Raw genomic sequence first — 23,035 nt, 5'->3', positions numbered from 1 at the left:
GACTTTGCGCCTCTATGTCGGACAGCAGTTAAATAGAGGCCGACAAAAACTTGGAGGTATGCGGCTTTGAGCAGCGCGTCCTTCGTCGAAGGCATTGGGTTGGGTCGTTGAAGACCACATACATTCAAGGTTGCCATTGAGATGGGCGGCTCGCACATGCAGCATCAGCTGAGCGCCCCAGCGAGCCCCCCGGACGGACGTGCGGATGGCGACCTCCGCGACTGATTTGGAAATTGGCATCGGCGCCGATCCAAAGCGCAAAAGACTGCCGTGTCGGCTTCAGGCTGATCGTCCCGGACACCTCACATCCGTTCAAACGCGTGGCGATGCTAGCGACCGTGTATCAGTTCAATCAGGATCTGCAGGGATGGCTGCAAGCTTTATCAGACGCAGCCACGCAAGAGGGGAGGCGGCCATCTTGGCCGTCCTCGCAGAATTGCCGCATTCAGTACTGCGCTGCTTGAGCAGTCTCAGGTAGATACAACCTTGAGGCAAGAGCTGCTCTATGCTTGCCATCGAGATACATCAGATCTGTGTCAGGAATACTGATGCTACGCTTCAGTATTCCCAAGAGTCGCGTCGTTAACGGCTACCTGACACCCTTAACAATTTAGGATTCCGCCATGAGTTATTGACTATTCGTCACCGGCGGCGGCTTGTCGCTGCGGCAGCGGGAAGGGCACGCGGCCCATCAGCGGGTCGGTGATGCTGTCGCGGCCATTCTCGATATGGCCGGCCAGCTGAGCCTTGAAGCTCTGATCGCCTTCGATCTCGACAGTGATGTCATACCAGCCGCCAGCTTCGAGGGCCCAATCCGTCACCACATGCGATTGCGACGGTTTGACCACTTGGTGACGGATGACCGCGCCGGTGTAAGCATTGGTCAAGATCAGCCGCGCGGTGGTATAGCCGACGTTCGCCAGATCGATGAGCAGCATTTGCGCAAGGCGATCAGTCCTCGTATTGACGCTGATCTGTGCGAAGCTCGCTCCTTTCAAATTGCCTTTGAAGTGACGGTAAAAGCCGTTGGGACCGTAGACCGAGAGATCGTAGGAACCATCTGCGGCGCTGGTCCAGACATCGCTCAGTTCCTTGCGGGACTCGACCGTGAAGGAATGGGGCGGCGTCCTGCCCGAAGCATCACGGATATGAAACACCGCTCCCGCTTCGCCGGTATTGCGGAAAACGAGCGTGATTTTGGACGCGTTAGCCTGAGGTATGGACTGGACCTGCAGATCATATGGCAGGGCGCGCGCGGGGCGGATGCCGGACTCCTGCTCTGGCACTTGCTGCTTCGTCGGGACGGCCGGAACGTAGCTGTTGTGACGGTTTGCATCCACAGGCGCATAGGATTTCGTCGAGGGCAGAGCCACCTTAAAGGCATTGGGCGTCTTGAAATCGAAGGTCGAGGTCAGATCGCCTGTGACTGTGCGGCGCCAGGGAGTGATGTTGGGCTCGATCAGGCCCGGATAATGGCGGGCGAAGCGGGCTTCGAGGAAGCGGACCAGCGAGCTGTGGTCGAAAACCTCGGAATTGACCCAGCCACCGCGGCTCCAGGGAGAGATGACGACCATAGGCACCCGCACGCCAAGTCCGTAGGGCGCGCTATGATAATTGGAGCTGCCCGGGAAGATCTCATTGGCGATGGACACAGTCGAATTGCCGTAATCCGCGCTCATCGGCGGAACCGGGGGGACCACATGATCGAAGAAGCCGTCATTCTCATCATACATGAGGAAGAGCGCGGTCTTGCTCCAGACGTCCGGCCGCTCCGTCAGAATGTCGAGGATCTGCGAGACATACCAAGCGCCGTAATTGGCCGGCCAATTCGGATGTTCTGTATAGGCTTCGGGAGCGGCGATCCAGGATACCTGGGGCAGCTTGCCGGACTGAACGTCGTTTTTGAAGATGTCGAACAATGTACCGGAAGCAGAAATATTGGTTCCGGTGCGGGCCTTTTGCGCCAGCGGCGAGGAGGACGGCGCATTCTGATACTGATGGAAATAGAGCAGCGAATTATCGCCATAATTGCCGATATAGGGATTGCTCGTCCAACCCCAATATCCATCGGCGGTGAGCCCGACGCCAATATCCTGATATATTTTCCAGGAGACGCCGGCGGCTTCGAGACGCTCTGGATAAGTGTGCCAGCCATAGCCGGCTTCCGCATTATCGAGCACCGGTCCGCCGCCAGAGCCGTCATTACCAACCCAGCCAGTCCACATGTAATAGCGGTTGGGGTCGGTCGAGCTCAATATCGAACAATGATAGGCGTCGCAGATCGTGAAGGCGTCAGCAAGCGCGTAATGGAAGGGAATGTCCTGGCGCGTGAGATGCGCCATGCAGGTTGCGCTCTTCGCGGGGATCCAGCCATCCCATTGACCCTTGTTCCAGGCATTATGCGTGTCCTCCCAGCCATGCGGCAGGTCTTCGAGGAACTGCATGCCCATATCGGGAGCATCTGGATGGAAGGGCATGACGACGCTGCTTCCGTTGGGCTGGCTCCATACGAGGGCGCCGGAAGACAGACGCACGGCGCGCGGATCGTTGAAGCCGCGAACGCCCTGCAACATGCCGAAATAATGATCGAACGAGCGGTTCTCCTGCATGAGGAAGATGACATGCTCAATGTCATCAATCGACCGCGTGCGGTTGTTGGCGGGCAGGGCCAATGCCTTGCCGATGCTCTGTTGCAATGTCCCCGCCATGGCGCCTGAAGCGACGAGCTTGAGGAAACTCCGGCGATCGGATTCGGTCATGATATGTCTCAGGTGGGTGGCATTGCATGCAGCTCTAGCGGATGTTGGTGACAGTACTCTGTCAGTATCCGAGACGACCCTGTGGATAGTTCGTCCCGTTCGCAATGCCCACCGGGATAGATTCTAAGGTTATTTGAGATCAATCATCCTCAGCCTGAGCGCATTAGAGATGACGCTGACGGAAGACAGAGACATAGCTAGGGCGGCAAGGGCTGGCGAAAGCAACAGGCCGGTCAATGGATACAAAACACCCGCCGCGACCGGCACGCCAAGCGCGTTATAAATAAAGGCGAACACAAGATTCTGACGGATATTATACATGACCGCCCGCGACAGATGGCCAGCCTTGACGAGCGCGCCGAGATCGCCCTTGAGCAAGGTGATGCCAGCGCTTTCGATCGCGGCATCCGTTCCCGTTCCCATGGCAATGCCGATATCGGCGGCGGCGAGCGCTGGTGCATCATTGACGCCATCGCCCGCCATAGCCACGATCTTGCCTTGCGTCCGGTAACGCTTGACGACCTCGGCCTTCCGCTCGGGTGCAACGCCCGCCTCGACATCGCTGATATCGAGTTGCCGCGCGACCGCCAGAGCCGTGGTTTTCGTGTCGCCGGTCAGCATGACGACGCGAATCTTCTCGGCCCGTAGGGCCGCCAAAGCCGCCGCGGCCGAAGTCTTGATCCGGTCAGCGATACCGAAAACTCCAGCAAGCTTCTGATCAATGGCGACAAAGACCGCCGTCGCTCCATTCTGGCGTAGCGCTTCGGCTTTTTCGGCAAGCGGGGTGAGATCGATCTTCTGGTCCGCCAACAAGGCCGCATTGCCGATGAAGACCTGGTGGCCTTCGACACGCGCCAAGGCGCCCTTGCCGGCCGGCGCGGAAAATTCGCTGGCCTCGGGAATCGTCAGATTACGGGCCTTTGCCGCCGCGACAATGGCGGCGGCGAGCGGATGTTCGCTCGACCGCTCGACAGCCGCCGCATAGGTCAGGAGCTCGTCTTCAGATTGGGTGGCATCCGCCGTGATGATGGCGGTTACGGCCGGATGGCCTTCGGTCAAGGTCCCCGTCTTATCGACGATCAGTGTGTCGGCTTTTTCCAGCCGTTCCAGGGCTTCTGCATTCTTGATCAAAATGCCGGCCTGTGCGCCACGCCCCACGCCGACCATGATCGACATGGGCGTGGCAAGGCCCAGCGCGCAGGGACAAGCGATGATCACGACGGAAACAGCCGCGAGCAGCGCAAAGGAGAAGCGTGGTTCAGGGCCAAACGTCATCCATGCCGCAAAGGCCAAAACGGCGATGCCGAGAACGATCGGCACAAACCATCCCGCGACCTGATCCGCCACACGCTGGATGGGGGCGCGGGTGCGCTGCGCCTCGGCGACCATTTGCACGATCCGGGCGAGCAAGGTTTCACGTCCGACGCGCTCGGCTTCGATCACCAGGCTACCGCTCTGGTTAAGCGTGCCGCCGATGACCGTGCCGCCCACCTCCTTGGTGACCGGCATGGATTCACCCGTCACCATGGATTCATCGAGCGCGGAACGGCCTTCGATCACTTTGCCATCAACGGGTACTTTCTCGCCGGGCCGTACGCGCAGATGATTGCCCACCTGCACATCGGCGAGCAAGATCTCTTCGTCGGCGCCATCGGCGCGGATGCGGCGCGCATGTTTTGGCGAAAGGTCGAGCAGAGCGCGAATGGCGCCGCCAGTGCTTTCCCGTGCGCGCAATTCGAGCACCTGGCCGAGAAGGACCAGAACGGTAATGACGGCCGCCGCCTCGAAATAGCTCGGCACCGCGCCATGATGCTCGCGCAAAGCCGCTGGAAACAGGCCGGGTGCCAAGGTCGCGATCACACTATAGAGCCAGGCGGTTCCCGTTCCGAGCGCGATGAGCGTGAACATATTGAGATGGTGCGCGACGACGGAGCGCCAGCCGCGCTCGAAGAACGGCCAGCCCGCCCACAAGACGACGGGTGTCGCCAGGACCAATTCGATCCAATTGACGGTCTGCATGCCGATCCGTTCGATGATCGGGAAAAAATGGCCGCCCATTTCGATCAGAAAAACTGGCACGGTCGGGATTAGGGCCAGCCAGAACCGGCGCGTCATATCGGCGAGTTCGGGATTGGGCGCCGCCTCCTGCGCCGCGCTGACCGGCTCCAGTGCCATGCCGCAGATCGGGCAGGAACCAGGCCCCACCTGTCTCACTTCAGGATGCATGGGGCAGGTATAGATTGTTCCTTCCGGCACGGGTGCTTGGACTTGCGGTGCGATGTAGCGTCCCGGATCGGCTCTGAATTTCGTCTCGCAGCTAGCTGAACAGAAATAATAGGTCCGCCCACTATGCTCAGCATGATGCTTGGCTGTGTGCGGATCGACGCTCATGCCACAGACAGGGTCTTTCATCTGGCCTCCATCCTTTGACGGAGCTTCATGATGATGATCATGGCCATGATCTGCGGCGCAATGTTCATGATCGCCTTCTGTCATTGACGTCTTCGTCTGCATGGTCGGCGCACTCCTTATTGAGGCGAGCCTAAACCTCCCCATAACGGGAACGGTTGGCTGGAACTTTCATGCGTAAAGATTTGTAAGGGTTTCAGGATGAACATTATCGAAGCCGGAAAACGCGAACTCGTTGTGACCATCGCGCCGTTGGGAAATATTTGAGTGAGAGCCGTCGATCTTCATAGAGGATTTGCTGCGGCACTTGGTTGCAGTCTACCATGACGAGGATCATCCGACCTCTTCCAAGAAACGGCATTTCGAGATCAGCGCGGCGCCTTGTCTCAGTGTCGATCCAAACGATGAATGATCCGCTGGGGCCGGAATACCGGTCGATTTCCGACTCAAACAGCAGGCCTCGGCGCGATGCGGCCATCCGGGCCACGCTGGCCGTAGCGTTTGCCTTCAGCATTGTCGGAATGTCAATAACCACGGGATATCGATGATAGTTATGTCAGTCATTTAGCTGATGCATTAACTTGGGCGCGGCCATTAACTTAAGACATTTTGATTGTTTGATGCAAACAACACGAAATTACCCTGCATGCAGGGTAATTTCGTGGCAAGCTAGCAGAACAAAAACCAAAACTACATTAAGGAATCGTTCTTATTATGCCTGATTGTCTTGAGTAGGTGGCTTATCTGAGACAAAATCTCTTATTTTGTCTCAAGCTAATGCTTTATCCCCTCAAAACGCATCGGAGTTGTGTAGTTAATGGCAATCCAACAGACCGGCTGGTGCGCCCGCGCCGGGTTGTAACTGCGCGTTCGATGCCGGCTGCAGTGATGCTGTCAGAGGGTTGCGACGATCTTCCCGAACTGACCGTTCTGCTCAAGGTAGCGGTGCACCTCGACCATATCCTCGAACTTGAACGTGCGATCGATGATGGGCTTGAGCGCGCCGACCTCAAGGCCCTTGAGGACATAGGCGATCGCGGCTTTGCGACGGGTCTCGTCGCCGCTCGTCAGCCAGATGTTGTGCGCCTTCACGGTCGGCATCTTGGCGATCATCTCTAGGACCGGCAGTGTGGTCGGGCCCTCGGCAAGCGCGCCATAGAGATAGACGATGCCCTGGAAGGCCAGCGCCGAGATCAGAGTCGGGAAAGCCGGGCCGCCGACGGGATCGAAGGCAACGCGGGCGCCCTTGCCGTCGGTGATCCGCATTATTTCGGCGACCAGATCGACCTCCTCGGTGGCGATCACATGCGCAGCGCCGGCGTCGAGCAACTGCTGCCGCTTCGCCGAGGTGCGGGTGAGAGCGATGGGCGTCGCACCGGCGTAGTTGGTGATCTGGATCGCCGCCAGTCCAACGCTACTGGAAGCCGCGGGGATGAGGACGAAATCACCCTTGGTCACCTTCGCGTCTTCAATGAGCGCGCTATAGGCGGTGACGAACATCATCCAGATTGAAGCAGCGTCGGTGAAAGACAACGACTTCGGGTGCGGCACTACAGCATAAGCCGGCACGAGGATAAGCTCGCCATAGGTGTGGTACTCGTTCATCGAGAAGGACGGCATCACGTTAACTTCGTCGCCGACCGCGACGTCCGTGACATTGGGGCCCACGGCATCGACGACGCCGGCGGCCTCGTAGCCCAGGCCGGCCGGGAACTGGACCGGCTCGATATAGTCGTCGCGCCGCCACATGGACTCGGCGCGATTGATGCCGATCGCCTTGACCTTGATGCGGACCTCGCCAGGGCCGGGTGCCGCAACTTCCGTCTCGATGAACTCGAGGACTTCCGGACCGCCGGCCTTGGAGAATTTGATGGTGCGGGACATGTGAATCTCCGTTTGGATGGGCGAGGCTTGGCACTTGGGCTCAGGCCGTCGCGGCGAGTCCGGCGGTGGCGGGTTCGATGGCGGGAAAGTCCGTGTAGCCCTTCTCGTTGCCGCCCCAGAAGGCATCACGCACATAGGGCGTCAGCGGGACATTGTGCTTCAGGCGATAGGGCAGGTCCGGGTTCGAGGTGAAGTGACGGCCGAAGGCGACAAGATCAGCGTCACCGGCTTCGACGATGTGAATCGCACTTTCACGATCGAAGCCGCCGGCGGCGATGATCGGGCCGGAGAAATGCGGGCGGAGAAACTTGACCGCGACCGGGGGATGGCCCTCGTGGAGGGTCGAGTCACCCTTGATGCGCGGTTCGATGACGTGCAGGTAGGCGAGACCATATTGATCGAGGAACTGCGCCACATAAGAGATGGTCGCTTCCGGATCGCTGTCCGAGATGCCGCCCCATTCGCCCGATGGCGAGATGCGGACGCCGACCCGATCGGCACCCCAGACGGAGATAAGCGCTTCGACCGCTTCCTTCAGGAAACGCACGCGATTCTCAATTGGCCCACCATAGGCATCAGTGCGCTTGTTGGTGCCGTCCTGGATGAACTGGTCGACCAGATAGCCGTTGGCGCCGTGCAACTCGACCCCGTCGAAGCCGGCATCGAGCGCGCGTTGGGCCGCGACGCGGAATTCCTCGACGATGCCCGGGATCTCCTCGATCTCCAGCGCGCGGTGCGGAGAGACCGGCACCCAGCCGTCCTTGGTCAAGGCCACGCCGTCAAAGGGAACGACCGAAGGCGCGACCGGAGCGACGCCGCCAGTCATATCGATATGACTCTGCCGACCGCCATGAATGAGCTGCATGAAGACGCGGCCACCCTTGGCATGAACCGCGTCGGCAATCGCCTTCCAGCCCTCGACCTGACCGTCGTGATAGAAGCTCGCCGCGCCCAGATAGGAGCGGGCGGGGATGGAAATGCTGACGCCTTCGATGATCTCGAGACCACCTTGCGAGGCACGCTGACCGTAGAAATCGGCCATCATCGGGCTCGGGATATCGCCCGGCTGAATAGTCCGCAGCCTCGTCATCGGCGCGAGCACGACCCGGTGCGACAGGGTGTAAGCACCGACTTTGATTGGGGTGAACAGCTTTGCTAGGTTCGACATAACAGCTCTCCGACTCTCCAGCTGGGGCTCTCGTGACGTCGCCCCAGGGGACCCTGGTTGCTGGCAGCTCATGCTGCGCTGTGGCCTAACCTGCTCATTCTCGATCATTGGCAGAAGGCCGGCTGTTGGATATGATTTATTCCAAAAAGGAATGAATAATTGGACAGGCTGCTAGCGATCGAAACTTTCGTGCGGGTGGTGGACACCGGCTCCTTTTCGGCGGCTGCGCGCATCCAAAACATCGGCCAGCCCACTGTTTCCAAAGCGATTGCGCAGCTGGAGGATTGGCTCGGCGTCCGCTTGCTTTTGCGCTCGACTCGCGGCTTGGCGCCGACCGAAGCGGGAATGAGTTTTTACGAGCGGGCGCGACGCGCGATCGAGGAGGCCGATGAAGCGGTGCTCGCCGCCCGCGGGACGGCCGCTGGCCTTTCTGGGCGGGTGCGAGTCTCGGCGGCGGTCTGTTTTGCCCGCCTGCACATCGTGCCCAAGCTGCCGGCCTTCCTTGCGACCCATCCCAACGTCGAAGTTGATCTCCTCCTTGAGGATCGCAACATCGACCTTGTGGCAGAGGGAGTCGACGTCGCTTTGCGTATGGGGCCGCTCACAGACCCCGGCATGACCGTCCGCAAGATCGCGGAACGACGACGGCTCGTGATGGCGACGCCCGAATATTTTGAACGCTACGGGAAGCCAGAAACGCCGAGCGACCTAATCGGACACCAGGCAGTGATCTACACACGGGATAACGGTGGCGAGGATTTCACCTTCACGCGCAACACCGAGCAAACCTCAATCGGCCTTTCCGGCCGTGTGCGCATCAGCGCAACCGAAGGGTTGCGCGCGGCCGTGCTCGCCGGCATCGGCCTGACGATTGCCTCCGAGTTCGCTTTTTCACCTGAATTGAAGACGGGGGAGGTGGTAACCGCGCTAGACGACTGGACGTTGCCGGCGATCAGCCTGTCCGCAGTCTATCCCACAGGCCGCATGGCGAGCACGAAGGCCCGGGCCTTCGTGTCCTTCGTCGAGGAATGTCTCAAGAATTGACCAATGAGGCATCAGGTTTCTGTCATTTAGGCAGCAAGCCTGGGAATCATCTGTTCGACCAATCGCAAGAATCGGGTGTTGCGTGCCCCCGCAACCCACTCTACAGCTTGCTGCGCTACTGACAGACTGGTCCTTGATCCGAAGAACCTTGTAGGTGTGGCCCAGGCCGACCTTATAGGGGCCAGCTACCATCGGCCGCTTCGCGCCCATCTCCGTCGCTCAGCCGAAGTTGGTCGTTTCTCGAAAGCGGATATCATGCCGGCGGCGTGCCTTCGGCCATCTTGGGTGGAAAGCAGCCGTTTGTCTCTTCGATCGGAAAGAGCAAAAAGCGCCAATGAGCGGGCGTTCGCGACTGCGGTGCAATCAGCCAGTCAATGCGCCGACGCTGATAACGCTTCGGCACTCTGTTTGAAAATTTACTGCGTTCCCAAGATTGGAAGCTCTTGAACCTTCGTAACCGCTGGTGGGTTCCATTTACCGATGAGCGCATCCGACTTAGGCGCGTACATGCGCATCAGCAAGTTGAACGGCTCCTTGGGCGCCGGGAGCCAGTTCGCCTCCTTGTCCTTTCCGGGGCTCTCATTCTGGATGTAGAGGTCCAGCGAGCCGTCGGCATTGTATCTGAACGGCATCCAGCTGCTGACCGCAAAGCGGTTCAGGCTGTTGCCAATCTGGAAGCCGGCTGAGTCGTAGAGGGTAATCGACCAGAACGCATTCACCGGCGGCATGGTGCTTTTTTCAAACGTTATCGTGTATTTGTTTACGCCATCCAGCGGCTTGCCCTCGGCATCGCCGAGGTTGAGCGGATAGATCGCGTCTTCGGGGACATTCGCGCCAAGGCCTTGCTGCGCCAAGATCGCCCGCTTCAGGTAATAGTTGCCGTAGACGCCCACCGTGTCGGTGTTCATCGCCCAGCCGTTGGCCACGCGGGCCAGTGTGCGCAGCTTCCAAGCCATCAGTTTCTGCGCGTCCTCCGGTGCACTCTCCAAGGCTTTCTGAACGGCAGGGTCGAGTTTGCTGATATCAAAGCTCTTGCCAACCTCAATCCCGATTTTCTTGAGCTGGGCGAGCATCGGCTCGTCGGTAATATGCGGAGGCTGAAGCTTGAGCACCTCGGCGGCTAAGGCGAAGTATTTTCCGGCTGCCATAGTGTCGACCTGGGTCTTTGGCGGGGTCTTCATGTCGACGTTCGGGTCGATTTTGACTTCGACCGGCTTCGGTGACTTGCCCCATTCCGAGAGTAGCGTGACCTTATACCCAGCTTGAATCTTATGGACCGCATCGTAGTCCGGCGGGCCGTCCGTTTTGGTGCGGCCAATCAGCCAAACGTAAGGCGTCGGCGCTTCAATGCGTTGGGTCTCTTTCGGAAGTTTGAACTCGTCGATGAACCTGTCCCGCAAATCCGGCCTCCAGCCTGGAGGCGTCACAAGAAAGGTCCCGGCCTGGGTGCCTGTTGTTCGCCACCCGGGCGAAGCAAAGGCATCTGTCCACATGTCGAGCATTGGCAAGAGGTAGTAGCGTCCATTAGTATCCGGAACAGAGATGACAACAGGCTCTTTCGCCATGTCGAGCCATGCGATGGAGTACAGTGTGTCAAAGTTGGAGCGGACAACACCCTTAAAATCAGCCGGAGGATATTCGGGCACGTTAGTGAACGTGTTCATCGGACCTTTGCCGAATACCTTGCCTGGCTCGACGTTGGTGAACGTCTGTCGGGAGATTTCCATCGACAGGAGCGGATAGAAATAAATATAGGCGTCCACCGCGATCGCGTGCGTCTCCGCCTCACTGATTGCCGGCGATGCGCTCTGAGCTATTGCCCCTTGCGCCAGTGTTGGACCTAGAAGAAGACTCAAAGATAGTGCAATCGAGTTCCTGTTCACGTCGATCCTCCGTTGCAGTTGTTCTTTGATTGCGCCCCAATTAGGATCCAGCCGACTGTAACCGACGATACCACCCGATCCGCCCGAGCGATAGTGCCGTAACGGCAGACGGCGGCCAGAAAAGCAACAACGTGCAGATCCATCAACGAGTGACTGAGAAGGCCGCGAATATCCAGGTAGGTTATCCATGCGGGGTTCAGCGCGAACGACCGAAATGGGGTTGAGAGTTGCAACGACGCTATGGAGGCGTGAATGTCCACTTCGACGTTTCGATCGCCCAAGGCGGCCGGTCCGCTCGCGGCTCATGCAGGACATCTGCGCGCAAGCGGGCGGCTCTGCCGTTAATTTTGGTATCACCTCCCCTCGACCAATCGCAAGAATCGAGTGTCGCGTGCCCCGCAACCACTCTGCGGCGCGCTACAATGACCTGGCCTACAATCCTTCTCGCCAAACCGCCGAACTGCTTCGTCGACTCGGCGCGGTCGTTCGGGCGGGGAGGAGGAGAGACGGGTAGGGCGCTACCGCCGCCGAGGCGGGTCGGGGGCAGGACTTTCGCAGACAGAGATGCGGCAGCGAATTGTCTGCTTACTGGTGCCAGGACAGATGAAGTTGGGCGTCGGTGCGCCTTTCACATCTACATCACCACGGGATCGTGTCGTTTTTCCAGCGCGTGAACGTGCCCGTCGGACCATCTGCGTCAAGCAGAGCAACGCGTACCGCTTCCCGGGCGCCTTCTTCGACTGTTTCCGTACCCGAATAGCCGTTGAGGTTTGTCTTGGTGTATCCTGGAGAGACGGCATTGACCTTGATCCCCTCCGGCTCCAGTTCGATCGCCATGGCGAGCGTCAATGCGTTGAGAGCCGTCTTGGACGCCGGGTAGACGGGACCGAAGATCGAGCGATAGGGGAAGGCCGGGTCCGCGTTCCTCGTCAGCGATCCGACGCCGCTCGACACGTTGACGATGCGGGCATTCGGCGTCTCGCGCAGGAGCGGCAGCATCGCCTGGTAGACCGCAAGCACACCGAATACATTCGTCTCCCATACCGCGCGCATCTCATCGGGATACGTTGCTGGGGCGAGTCGTGGCTACGTATCCCTCGACGGACTGGCCGGGCTGCCTATTCATATGCGAGATTGCGGCGTTTTGGATGAGCACATCGAGGCGGCCAAACTCGGTGCGGATGCACTCCGCCGCTGCGGCGATCGACGCTTGATCCGTTACGTCGAGCTGGAGCGCGTGGGCGTCCGGCCCAACCTCCTTGGCCGCAGCCTCGCCGCGCTCAAGGTTGCGCGACCCGACCAGCACAGTGAAGCCGTGCGCGATGAGATCCTTCGCGATCTGAAGACCGATTCCTTGATTAGCCCCGGTGACCAGGGCGACGCGCTTGTCCTGCATATGGACCTCCGTACGAGAGAATTGTTTTAGCGGCGGCGTCGTGGTTGGGCAGGTTTCGCCCACATCCTTTCGTTGGTGCCGAGATGTCGGCCAGCCGGCTCCGGATTCAGCTCGACGCGGCCCAGCTCACGGCGTCAGCGCCAGCGGGGATTCTCATGGGGCTCGATGGATCGTTCACTGCGCGCCACACCGCTTCGGCCACATCCTGCGCGTGCGTGATCGGTCCCGGCTCGGCGAAGCTCGCGAAGAGGCTCTTCACGAGGTCGGCATAGGCCTCGTGGTCGAGGCCCTGCATGCGGGAGTGGCCGTTATCGGCGAAACGGGTCTCGGGCGAACGCCCTGGCAGCACGAGGCGCGCACGCACGCCGAACTGCTCGAGTTCCAGCGCGAGCACCTCCGTGAATGCATTCACCGCCGCCTTGCTTGCCGTGTACGAAGCGAGCAGAGGGATCGATTTCAAGGTCACGCTCGACGTGACGTTCACGACGACGCCGGCCTTGCGTTGCCTGAACTGGGGCAGCACCGCCTGCGTCACGGCCATCGTGCCGAAGGTATTGGTCTCGAAGAGCTCGCGCACTGTCGCCATTGGTATGACCTCGAAGGGCGATGCCGCGCCGAAGCCCGCGTTGTTGACGAGAACGTCTATCGGCCCCGCAGCCTCGACGGCTTGACGGATGCTCTCCGGATCGGTGACGTCGAGCGTGAGCACGCGCAGATGCTCGGAACGAGGCAGTATATCCTCGCGTGGCGTGCGCATCGTGGCGACGACCTTCCAGTCGCGCTCAAGAAAGTATTTGGCGATTTCAAGTCCGAAGCCGGACGAGCATCCGGTGATCAGGATGGTTTTCATGGGGTCTCTTGGAAGTGGTTTGCCATACCAAGACGATAGATCGTTGCAGTCGGACCTTCTATAATCAAAAGTCCAAGATTCGTTTGCAGGAGTCCGGATATGGTCGACCCGCTCGCGGAGGTTGTCACGCTGCTCCAGCCGGCCGCCCGGTTCTCGAAGGCCGTTGTCGGTGCCGGGTCGTGGCACGTCCGCCGTTCGGATGCCGGGCAGCCCTTCTACTGCGTGGTCCTTGAGGGCGCGTGCCGCCTTGTGCTCGACGGGCGCGAGCCGATCGAGCTCCGGTCGGGCGACTTCGTCTTGATCCCGGCGGCTTATGGTGTCGGGATGTCCAGCCTCGCACCTTTCGCAGAAGACACCCCCGAAACCCTGCCTGTCGCGCTGGCGACCGGCGAATTCAGGATCGGCGACCAGGAGGGCCCGGCCGACCTGCGGATGCTGGCGGGCCACTGCAGCTTTGGCTCCCCTGACGCAGGTTTGCTGGTGTCGCTGCTTCCCCAGCTCGTACATGTGCGTGGCGAGCCACGGCTCACTACCCTCGTGCAGCTCGTGAGAGACGAGTTCCGCGAATGGCGCCCGGCGCGCGAGATCATCCTCGCCCGCCTCATCGAGGTTCTCCTCATCGAAGCGCTCCGCTCAACGGCGGGCACTGAAGTGTCGCCCGGCCTCGTGCGCGGGCTTGCCGACGAGCGCCTTGCCGTCGCGATACGACGGATGCACGAGAGTCCAACCAGGGCGTGGACGGTCGCACAATTGGCGAAGGAGGCGGCGCTCTCTCGGTCAGCGTTTTTCGAGCGATTCAACCGCGCAGTCGGAGTCGCGCCGATGGAGTATTTGCTCGCCTGGCGCATGGCCTTGGCAAAGAACATGCTCCGGCAGAACGAGGGGAGTGTCGCCGAAATTGCGGAACGCGTCGGTTATGGCTCCGCAAGCGCATTCAGCGTCGCATTCACCCGCCATGTCGGACTGCCGCCGGTGCGGTACGCGCGCGAGCAGACAGAACTGGTGACGCTTACAGACTCGACATTCCGCGGCAATCACGCCGGCCGCTTGGAGCAATGATCATATCCCCTCGCGTCCTGGCGTCGAGCGCCGCCTGAGCGACGGCCTCTGGCAACTGGGCATTGCCAGCCGACTGGCCGGCCCGTCGATCTGTTGCTGCCAATACCGCCAGCTGGAAAGACCTTAGCGTTTCAGAAACCGCAAATGCACCACGGGCGGGAAAATGGCTTGACGATAAGAGCATATGCTTCTATCTTGCATTTATAAGAGCATATGCTCTTGTTTCCAACGGAGCGAAGCCATGAGTGAAGCTGAGATTCTTGTGAGCGGTGCGACCGGCCGCACCGGAGGGGCCGCGATCGACGAACTGCTCAAGATGGGCAGGCGCGTGCGGGCTTATGTGCGGTCAGATGACGAGCGGACGGCCGCTCTCAGGGCGCGCGGGGTCGAGATCGCCGTGGGCGATTTCACCGCCATCGACGACATCCGTGCGGCCATGGAGGGCATCCGGTCAGCCTATTTTCTGCACCCGATCGCACCGGGCATCATCAGCGCCGCCGCCTATTTTGCCCAGGCCGCGAAGGAGGCGGGCGTGAGCGCGATCGTCAACATGTCACAGATTTCAGCGCGGCGGGAATCGGCAAGCCACGCGGCTCAGGACCATTGGGTGTCGGAACGCGTATTCGATTGGTCAGGTGTCGCGACAACGCATCTTCGCCCCACCTTCTTCGCCGACTGGCTCGTCTACCCGCATTTCGCCAAGGAGATCTGGGCCAAGAAGAAGATCGAATTCCCGTTCGAGAACGGGCGCCACGCGCCGATCAGCTCGGACGATCAGGGCCGGGTCATCGCTCACATCCTGGCCAATCCAGAAGGCCATGAGGGCAAGATCTACACGCTTCACGGTCCGGTCGAGATGAACCATACCGAGATCGCCGCTGCGATGAGCGAGGTGCTGGGTGCGAAGATCGAATACGCGCCGACATCGATCGAGGCGTTCAAGGAAAAGATGGAAAACCTCTACAAGTTCCCGCCCTTCCTGGTGCAGCACCTGGTCGAAGTCGCGCAAAACTACCGGGACGGGATCTTCGCCGGCACAAACGACAACGTCGAGAAGATCACCGGGACGCCCGCGCTGTCGGTGCCGGCTTTCATCGAGAAGTACCGCAGCGCCTTCGCGTGACGCGCGGGGTTGGGTGAACAATGACATTGAAAGGGACAAGAGATGCTGCCGATCAGCCAACCGCTCGGGATCGATCAGTGCAACTGCTTCGCCATGCGGAAGGCGAGCCGACAGATCACCCGTTTCTACGATGCCATGCTTGAGCCGGCGGGTCTGCGCATCACGCAATTCCTCATCCTCGCGGCCCTGAACGAGGTGGGGAGCGCCGCGGTCAATGCCCTCGCCGAACGGCTCGACATCGAGCGGACGGCGATGGGGAAAATGCTTGGCTTTCTGGAACGCGATGGCCTGATCAGCATCCGGCCGTCACCCACTGACGGGCGGAGCCGCCTCGTCGAACTCACCGAGGAGGGTCGGCGTCGTCACGCCCAGGCGTCTCCTCTCTGGCGCGAAGCACAACGGCAATTCGAGCAATTGAACGGCGCGGAAAATGTCGCGGAGCTGCGGCAGGGACTGAGACAGATGGTCGTCGGCGACGTGGCAACGAGTTCGCGGGAAGATTGAGTTTCCTGCCGCTCTCACTCCGCCCAGCCGCGGTCAATCCGCATGACGATGCTAGCGGCTAAAGCATGCGACTACATGAAGGGAAGAAGATTATGACCACGCACAACACGGCCCGAAATCAGTTCGTCGAGGTCAATGGCGTGCGCTACGCCTACCGGCGCTTCGGCAAGCACAACGGGACGCCACTCCTGCTGCTGCCCCATTTCATCGCGACGATGGACTGGTGGGATCCTCTGCTCGTCGACGGCCTGGCCGAGACACGGGAGGTCATCCTGTTCGACAATCGTGGCGTGGGCCTCTCTTCGGGCGAGACGCCCGATCGCATCGCCACGATGGCGGCCGACGTGCATGCCTTCATTCATGGGCTGGGCCTGGCTCGGGTCGACGTGCTGGGCTTCTCGATCGGTGGCATGGTCGCCCAGGAGCTCGCACTTCTCTATCCCGATGACGTGCGTAAGCTCCTGCTCGTTGGTACTGGGCCGCGCGGCGGCGAGGGTATGCAGGAGCCGAAGCCCGACGTGGTCAAGGCACTGACCGAGGCCGGCCCCGACCCGAAATCGGCCCGCCCGTTCCTGTTCTTCTCCCAGTCCGAAAACGGCCGGACCGAGGCCGCCCGCTTCACGGCGCGCAATGCGGAGCGCACCGTCGACCTCGATCCTGGCGCCTCTATGCAGACCTTGCAGGCACAGAGCGAGGCGCTCGGCGAATGGGGCCGTGCGGCTTCCCACACCGACTATCTGGCGCGGCTTCGCACGCTGCTGCACCCGACCCTGGTCGCGAACGGCAACGACGACATCATGGTCTCGACGATCAACTCCTACATCCTGTCGCAGGCGATCCCGAAGGCGGAGCTGATCATCTACCCGGACTCGGGCCATGGCGCGCTGTTCCAGTACGCCCATCTGTTCGTCGAGCACACCAACCTGTTCCTCGACCGGGCCGAAATCTGAGCCCGTGAATCGCCGGCGCCGCGCCACGGCGCCCTACCTAACCGAAAGGATTTTCCCCATGTCGAAGACTTGGTTCATCACCGGTGCCAGCAGCGGCTTCGGCCGCGAGCTGACGGCGCTTCTGCTCGAGCGTGGGCACCGGGTCGCCGCTACGGTCCGCAAGCCGGACGCGCTGCGGGATCTGGCCGCGACCTATGGCGAGCGTCTCTGGGTCGGCGTCCTCGACGTCACGGACGGGGCGGCCGTGCGCAGCGTCATCGACCGCGCCTTCGCCGAGCTGCCACGGATCGACATCGTCGTCAGCAATGCTGGCTATGCGCTGTTCGGCGCGGCGGAAGAGGTTGCCGACGCGCAGATCGAGCGTCAGATCGCAACCAATCTCACGGGCTCGATCCAGGTTGCCCGGGCGGCGATCCCTCACCTGCGGCGCCAGAACGGTGGGCGGATCATCCAGATCTCGTCGTCGGTCGGCCAGGCGGCCTATCCGACCATGGGGGTCTATGCCGCGACCAAGTGGGGCATTGAGGGCTTCTTCGAAGGCACGATCCCGGAAATCGCCCCGTTCGGCATCGAGGTGACTTTAGTCGAGCCCGGCGCCTCGCGCACGAATTTCGCGGGCTCGAGCGCGGACGCGGGCCAGATCCTGGACGTCTATGACCAGACCCCCGTCGGCGACTTCCGCCGGATTGTGGCCTCCGCCGGCCTCGCGATGTTCCCTGGCGACCCTCACAAAATCGCCTCGGCGATCATTGCCTCGGCGGACCAAAGCCCGGCGCCGAAGCGGCTCACTCTCGGCAGTGATGCCTATGCCCTCGTTCATGCAGCCTTGACGGAGCGCCTGGCGACCCTCGAAGCCCAGAAGGAGCTGGCGCATGCGACGGATGTGGACGCCTGACACCGGTCGAACATCCACCAGCCAGGACAATGCAGTTCATGTCGTCGCCGTTAGCAACAGCGGGATCGACATGGACTGGCATTCTGTTGCGGCTTTAGACGATTTCTTTGTGAATGAACACTATCGGCAGGTGGATGCGATGGACGCGATCTTAGAGCTCTACGGTTCCCAGACAGGCAATTGCACGCGGTCCGCGATCGCCCTCGAGGAAGCCGGCCTCCCTTATACGGTTCGCCTCGTGGATCTGCCGGGAGGCGAGCATCGCCGTGCCGGTCACCTCGCACTGAACCCAGCCGGTAAGGTGCCGGTGCTGGTCGAGCACCGGCCCGGCAAACCGGATTTTGTGCTCACCCAGTCGAATGCGATCATGCTCTTCGCAGCCGAACGAGTCCCGGGGCGGCTACTCCCTCACACTGAGCGGGCGCGCGCTACGGCATATGAGCGGTTCTTCTTTTTTCTCACCGATGTGATTGGTCCCGCCCACGCTAGCTTCTTCCTGCAGAACCAGGGGATCGCCGACGGTGCCGCACGACTGATTGAGCGCATGATCACGACGCTCGAGACAGCCGACCTTTATGTCGAGACCGACGAATACATGGCGGGCGACGCCTTCTCGATCGCGGACATCGCGGCCTTTACGATCGCGGCATCGGTCGAAACGCAGGTCGCGTGGGCGCGGCTCCCCAATCTTCGCCGTTGGTACGAAATGGTCGGATCTCGGCCATCAGTGGTCCGTGGCCAGCGAGCGTTCGATCTGAGCTGACGAAATGGCAGGACCAGAGGCGGTTGCCAGGGGGCCAGCATTTGCTTCAGCTCCTTGCGGAGCTTCGTCAGTTCCGCCATGCCAGCCGACCGCGCTGGCATGGCGTTCATAGTTGAGCCGGTGGTCCCTTCCGCATAGGCGCGCATAGCCTCTGCAACGGATTCCGGCGTTATCACACGATCCTTGGGACCCGACAGCATCCGACCTGAATGCGAGAGACAAAACCGCGCTCCTTGAGCATTTCTTCGTTCTTGATCGAACGATAGGCCGCATCCACAAAGACGTCACTCGCCGTATTGCCGGCATCGAGAATATCCGCAAGGCGGGCGCCATCACGTGCCGCGGCATCAATTGCCGTCCATGTCCGGATCAGGCTATGGGCGTGATCAATGGAGATAAGATCTTTGTAGCCGCAAGCCGGAATGGCGAGATCAGCCGGAGGCATCGTACCGTCTGGTTGCAGCTTGGCCCTGGTGTAATTCGCTTACGCAGCCCTTCGAATAATCGTCCAGCGCGCGTCGCGATTCTTCGCGCTGTATCCACTTACCCATGCACAGCCTCATTATCGTATTAAAATTCTTGAGCGTAAATAATAAGAGTATCATCTTCAGAGCTGAGTTGATTTTTTTTGTATAAATTGCTCAATTCTTCATAGGTCAAATCTCTCGATCCAATTTTTCCGGCGTTAAATAGACTCTCAAATAATTCACTTGAAAGTGATATGCTACGAATTTTTTTATACTCTAATAATTCTGCACTACGTATTCCTATGGTTTTGCATTCATCAATTTTACATATTGGAAGGTGCTCTCCGCTTGATATAAAGCTCTGATCGGAACGCTGGAGCTTATACGTTGGCCTGAGGAATCCGGCGCAGAAGGGAAAACGGTAGGAAGTGTTTATGGAATTGTTGGTACAAATACCGCTGGTGCAAGCGAATTTTTTGAGTCGAGAGATTTGTTCTTTCATCCGTTCATCATTTAGATACAAAGCCTTTTCTTCCCATAGCTTATATTGGACTGCAACTATGTTTGCAATTTCCTTTTCTGGGCTGTGTTTCTCGTAAATTATATCGGCTCCAGTAATATGTTCAGGTTTGTCTGGATGTAGAACTCGGACACGGAGAGTGTTGCCATCCGGAAGCTCAAAGTCACGATAAGCTTTCCCAGATCTTAGAGCTGGAACTTTTCTAGTTACAGACAGAGAATCACGAAAAATTAGTTGATTTTCGCTGTGGGCAACAGGATTTAATTCTTTTTTAGCTTCAATAAGAATTTTCAATTTATTTTTTAATTGATCTGTCCGTGTCTTTTCGGATTTATTGATTTTTGATGTTTCGATTAAATCTTTTAATTCGTCTATGTCTTCTGTTATTAGGGAGACGGGGTCTACATCAACTCTATTTTTGATTGACTTAAGTTTTGCACGCTGACGATATTCTTTTGCTGTATCACTTTCTCGTGCTCGTCGTAGTATGCTTGATTCCGCTCCTAAAAGTTCAGGGTATAATTCCCCGCCGAGTTCAAGGGCATTGTTGTAAGTTGCTTTATTTCCATCACCTTTTGTAGAGATTTTAGTTAACTCTCTGAACGCATTTAAAGCAATCCATTCAGAATCTATTCTATCGGCCTCGGTCATTTTTAGCGCATCCAAATCTGGATTGTATTTTTACACATAATATAAAAGAAACTAAAAACGGAATATGTTCAATAAAAAATGTCGGAGTGGCATACGAACTGATACCAACTCCGTTCCGTGTTGACTCATGTATGATTTTCGGAAGGTATCTTCTGTCAGGAAGGGGGCACAGGATGCCGAACTGGGGGGATGCATTGCATGGGTAAGGCATCCGGTGTTACGCGGACTATGATGCGATGATTTTGCGCGCGTTGGTCAGTGTGACGAAGCACGTGGCTCTATCGTCTTTTGGCCGTAGTGGTGATCTATGACAATGCGTCACGCGGAAACGGACGCAAGAGAGTCTACCAGCCCCGTCTTTATTGCGTCATCGACCTTCTGCGTTTGGTGCTGTTGGTTGCATACAGTGTCGAGAGCGTCCTAGCCGATACGCGCCTCAACGCTCGCGCTGCCGAATAGGGTGACCTGATCGAATCGTAGACATTGCGCCACCGTCCGATGACGCCGGCCGCTCGGCCTTTGAGGTGTGGCGCTGAGCCACGGCTCCTGCGTTTTCCTGATCCGCCCGGACGGTTATATAGGCTTCGCATCAGAACGGCAGGCAGCCGTCGAACGGGAACTCGACGCCTATTGCAAGCAACAGCTCATCCCGGCCTAAGCCAGATTTTTTAAAATCTGCTTCCATTTAAAACCGCTCACAGCATTGATTTTGCGTTGGGAAAGCAAAATCAATTGTGGTTTTGAGCCACGCAAGGCTGATTGGGTCCAGATATACTGAGGAGGCCTCAGATGATCGACCCAGCGCCTATTCAGAGTCTCTTCGCTGATTTGCAGCCAAGCATCGTTGCACGCGCTAAGACTAATCCGCCGAGATTCTGCAGAGCATACGCTAAAGTTAATTGCATATTGTACCAGACCGGGCAAGGCTGCGGAGGGAGCGTAGAAGCTCCCGGCCGTACCCGTTGGTCGTTCCTGCCATGAAGGATTGCGCGTCAGGAACGGGGCCAGCCGGCCAATATGCGCAATATTCGTAATGAGAGACTGATCCATGGCTTATGAAAGCGTCAATCCCTATACTGGACAGACACTTGCCTCTTTCTCCGAGGCCACTGACGATGAAGTGCGCCACGCGATCGGCAAGGCGCATGACACATTCCTGCGCTGGAGGCTGACGTCCTTCTCCGAACGGGGCGTCATTCTGCAAAAGGCGGCTGACATCCTGCGCCGTGACAGCGACGCTTATGCACGCCTTCTGACGCTTGAGATGGGCAAGCTTATTGGCGAAGCAAAGGCCGAGGTCGAGCTGTCGGCCAAAATCTTCGAATATTATGTCCGCAACGCCGAGGAGTTGCTCAAGCCTCAGAAACTTCCCGTTCTCGATCCTGCCGAGGGCGATGCGCTTTTGGTCCATGAGCCGCTTGGTGTGCTGCTCGCCATTGAGCCCTGGAATTTTCCCTATTACCAGATTGCGCGCATTCTCGCGCCGCAGCTTTCGGCCGGCAATACGCTTCTCTTGAAACATGCTTCCAACGTGCCGCAAAGTGCGGCCGCTTTCGAGAAGCTGATGGCCGAAGCTGGGCTGCCGGCGGGCGCGTTCAAAAACCTCTACGCGACCCGCTCGCAAATCGAACTCATTCTCAATGACGATCGCGTTCATGGTGTGGCCCTCACCGGCTCGGAAGGGGCGGGCGCCGTGGTGGCCGCGCAGGCTGGCAAGGCACTCAAAAAGTCGACGCTCGAACTCGGCGGCGCTGATGCCTTCATCGTGCTGGCGGATGCCGATCTGGAAAAGACCACGAAATGGGCCGTATTCGGCCGCCACTGGAATGGCGGGCAGGTCTGCGTCTCATCGAAGCGGATGATTATTGTCGATCCGGTCTATGACGATTTCCTGACCCGGTATCGCAAGGGTGTGGCTGGCCTGATTGCGGGTGATCCCTTTGATGCGAAAACAACCCTGGCGCCGCTATCGTCGAAGGGCGCCGCTGACGAGGTGAAGGATAAGATCCGCGAGGCCGTCAAGCTCGGTGCAAAGGCCGAGGAGGTTGGCCCGCCGGTTCCTAACCAAGGCTCCTTTGTCCAGCCGACGATCCTGACCGATATCGGCGAGGATAATCCTGCCCGTTATTGGGAGTTTTTCGGCCCCGTCTCGATGCTGTTCCGGGCAAAGGACGAGGATGATGCCGTGCGCATCGCCAATGACTCGCCCTTTGGTCTCGGTGGGTCGGTCTTCACGGGGAACCCGGCACATGGTGCGGAAGTCGCAAAGCGCGTTTCAACGGGCATGGTCTTCGTTAACCACCCGACCAAGGTCGAGGCTGACCTGCCGTTCGGCGGCATTCGCCGTTCCGGCTACGGCCGCGAACTGATCGGGCTCGGACTCACGGAATTTGTGAATCACAAGCTCATCGATGTCGTCGACATCGACGCGCATTTCTGACATTCGCCAAGCCTTCCCGCAGTCGGGGGGGATTGCTGTCTCATCTTGGTTTTAGATCAGCTACAATGAGCCAGAAATCCTCCCTTCTCGACTCGGGAGCGTCATGGACGCTAATAAGCGTTCGCGGCCGTGATTTTTATGAGGCTTGCGCTCCCCAGATGTTATGAAGGGGTCAATTCACCAAAACTGAGCCGAAATCCCGATGTTTGCACCCTTCAGACCTGGGCCAGGCATTGTGAAATGCACGCTGAGATGATAAATTCTCGCCGG

19 protein-coding genes are annotated in these 23,035 nt (G+C 59.1%); 8 read left to right on the top strand and 11 right to left on the bottom strand.

Annotation, left to right across the window (positions count from 1 at the left end; genetic code table 11):
* Positions 1-635: 635 nt before the first annotated feature.
* The 4 genes from BIND_RS09305 to BIND_RS09285 form a co-directional block, all read right to left on the bottom strand.
* Positions 636-2,759, bottom strand: a complete 2,124-nt coding sequence (locus tag BIND_RS09305; protein ID WP_012384820.1) for a phosphocholine-specific phospholipase C — start codon at positions 2,757-2,759, stop codon at positions 636-638.
* A 129-nt stretch (positions 2,760-2,888) separates the two neighbouring features.
* Positions 2,889-5,273 carry a heavy metal translocating P-type ATPase gene (locus BIND_RS09300; RefSeq protein WP_012384819.1) on the bottom strand — a complete coding sequence of 795 codons (2,385 nt, stop codon included), beginning with the start codon at positions 5,271-5,273 and terminating at the stop codon, positions 2,889-2,891.
* Positions 5,274-6,062: 789 nt separating this feature from the next.
* Complete coding sequence (locus tag BIND_RS09290) at positions 6,063-7,052, bottom strand: zinc-dependent alcohol dehydrogenase family protein (protein WP_012384818.1); 990 nt, start codon at positions 7,050-7,052, stop codon at positions 6,063-6,065.
* A gap of 40 nt (positions 7,053-7,092) precedes the next feature.
* Positions 7,093-8,220, bottom strand: a complete 1,128-nt coding sequence (locus tag BIND_RS09285; protein ID WP_012384817.1) for an alkene reductase — start codon at positions 8,218-8,220, stop codon at positions 7,093-7,095.
* Between the two features lie 159 nt (positions 8,221-8,379).
* Here BIND_RS09285 and BIND_RS09280 point away from each other — a divergent pair, with 159 nt between their 5' ends.
* A complete protein-coding gene (locus BIND_RS09280; protein ID WP_012384816.1) occupies positions 8,380-9,264 on the top strand; it encodes a LysR family transcriptional regulator in 885 nt (294 codons plus the stop codon).
* 416 nt (positions 9,265-9,680) lie between these two features.
* On the opposite strand, the gene BIND_RS09275 is transcribed toward BIND_RS09280, so the two are convergent.
* The 4 genes from BIND_RS09275 to BIND_RS09265 all read right to left on the bottom strand — a co-directional run bounded on the left by BIND_RS09275 (position 9,681) and on the right by BIND_RS09265 (position 13,393).
* The gene (locus BIND_RS09275; protein WP_012384815.1) at positions 9,681-11,147 is read right to left on the bottom strand and encodes a DUF1254 domain-containing protein; all 1,467 of its coding nucleotides are present in this window, start codon (positions 11,145-11,147) and stop codon (positions 9,681-9,683) included.
* Positions 11,148-11,786: 639 nt separating this feature from the next.
* On the bottom strand, positions 11,787-12,200 hold the full coding sequence (locus BIND_RS22180) for an SDR family NAD(P)-dependent oxidoreductase (protein ID WP_280110002.1): 414 nt from the start codon (positions 12,198-12,200) through the stop codon (positions 11,787-11,789).
* 1 nt (position 12,201) lies between these two features.
* On the bottom strand, positions 12,202-12,543 hold the full coding sequence (locus tag BIND_RS22175) for an SDR family NAD(P)-dependent oxidoreductase (RefSeq protein WP_280110001.1): 342 nt from the start codon (positions 12,541-12,543) through the stop codon (positions 12,202-12,204).
* A 106-nt stretch (positions 12,544-12,649) separates the two neighbouring features.
* Positions 12,650-13,393, bottom strand: coding sequence for an SDR family oxidoreductase (locus BIND_RS09265; RefSeq protein WP_012384814.1), 744 nt, complete (start codon positions 13,391-13,393; stop codon positions 12,650-12,652).
* A 99-nt stretch (positions 13,394-13,492) separates the two neighbouring features.
* Between BIND_RS09265 and BIND_RS09260 the strand changes: the two genes are divergently transcribed.
* From BIND_RS09260 to BIND_RS09235, 6 genes are all read left to right on the top strand, one after another.
* Positions 13,493-14,452, top strand: a complete 960-nt coding sequence (locus BIND_RS09260; RefSeq protein ID WP_012384813.1) for an AraC family transcriptional regulator — start codon at positions 13,493-13,495, stop codon at positions 14,450-14,452.
* A gap of 241 nt (positions 14,453-14,693) precedes the next feature.
* Positions 14,694-15,575, top strand: a complete 882-nt coding sequence (locus tag BIND_RS09255) for an NmrA family NAD(P)-binding protein (protein WP_012384812.1) — start codon at positions 14,694-14,696, stop codon at positions 15,573-15,575.
* A gap of 42 nt (positions 15,576-15,617) precedes the next feature.
* Positions 15,618-16,079, top strand: a complete 462-nt coding sequence (locus tag BIND_RS09250) for a MarR family winged helix-turn-helix transcriptional regulator (RefSeq protein ID WP_012384811.1) — start codon at positions 15,618-15,620, stop codon at positions 16,077-16,079.
* A gap of 92 nt (positions 16,080-16,171) precedes the next feature.
* Positions 16,172-17,029 carry an alpha/beta fold hydrolase gene (locus BIND_RS09245; RefSeq protein ID WP_012384810.1) on the top strand — a complete coding sequence of 286 codons (858 nt, stop codon included), beginning with the start codon at positions 16,172-16,174 and terminating at the stop codon, positions 17,027-17,029.
* Between the two features lie 58 nt (positions 17,030-17,087).
* A complete protein-coding gene (locus tag BIND_RS09240) occupies positions 17,088-17,924 on the top strand; it encodes an SDR family oxidoreductase (RefSeq protein ID WP_012384809.1) in 837 nt (278 codons plus the stop codon).
* Positions 17,902-18,687, top strand: coding sequence for a glutathione S-transferase family protein (locus BIND_RS09235; protein ID WP_202944773.1), 786 nt, complete (start codon positions 17,902-17,904; stop codon positions 18,685-18,687). Before BIND_RS09240 ends, BIND_RS09235 begins: the two co-directional genes overlap by 23 nt.
* Before the next feature lie 172 nt (positions 18,688-18,859).
* On the opposite strand, the gene BIND_RS09230 is transcribed toward BIND_RS09235, so the two are convergent.
* From BIND_RS09230 to BIND_RS21300, 3 genes are all read right to left on the bottom strand, one after another.
* The gene (locus BIND_RS09230) at positions 18,860-19,132 is read right to left on the bottom strand and encodes a hypothetical protein (RefSeq protein WP_050763938.1); all 273 of its coding nucleotides are present in this window, start codon (positions 19,130-19,132) and stop codon (positions 18,860-18,862) included.
* A gap of 125 nt (positions 19,133-19,257) precedes the next feature.
* Positions 19,258-20,325, bottom strand: a complete 1,068-nt coding sequence (locus BIND_RS09225; RefSeq protein WP_012384807.1) for a hypothetical protein — start codon at positions 20,323-20,325, stop codon at positions 19,258-19,260.
* Between the two features lie 654 nt (positions 20,326-20,979).
* The gene (locus BIND_RS21300) at positions 20,980-21,375 is read right to left on the bottom strand and encodes a hypothetical protein (protein WP_148210602.1); all 396 of its coding nucleotides are present in this window, start codon (positions 21,373-21,375) and stop codon (positions 20,980-20,982) included.
* Between BIND_RS21300 and BIND_RS09220 the strand changes: the two genes are divergently transcribed.
* A complete protein-coding gene (locus tag BIND_RS09220; protein WP_012384805.1) occupies positions 21,374-22,765 on the top strand; it encodes an NAD-dependent succinate-semialdehyde dehydrogenase in 1,392 nt (463 codons plus the stop codon). The two genes, BIND_RS21300 and BIND_RS09220, sit on opposite strands and share 2 nt — an antisense overlap.
* The last annotated feature ends 270 nt before the right edge of the window (positions 22,766-23,035 follow it).

Origin of the sequence: Beijerinckia indica subsp. indica ATCC 9039 (assembly GCF_000019845.1) — a bacterium.
Taxonomy (GTDB): domain Bacteria; phylum Pseudomonadota; class Alphaproteobacteria; order Rhizobiales; family Beijerinckiaceae; genus Beijerinckia; species Beijerinckia indica.
The sequence above is the reverse complement of the archived record's forward strand: the minus strand, read 5'-3'. Positions and strand labels throughout refer to the sequence as shown.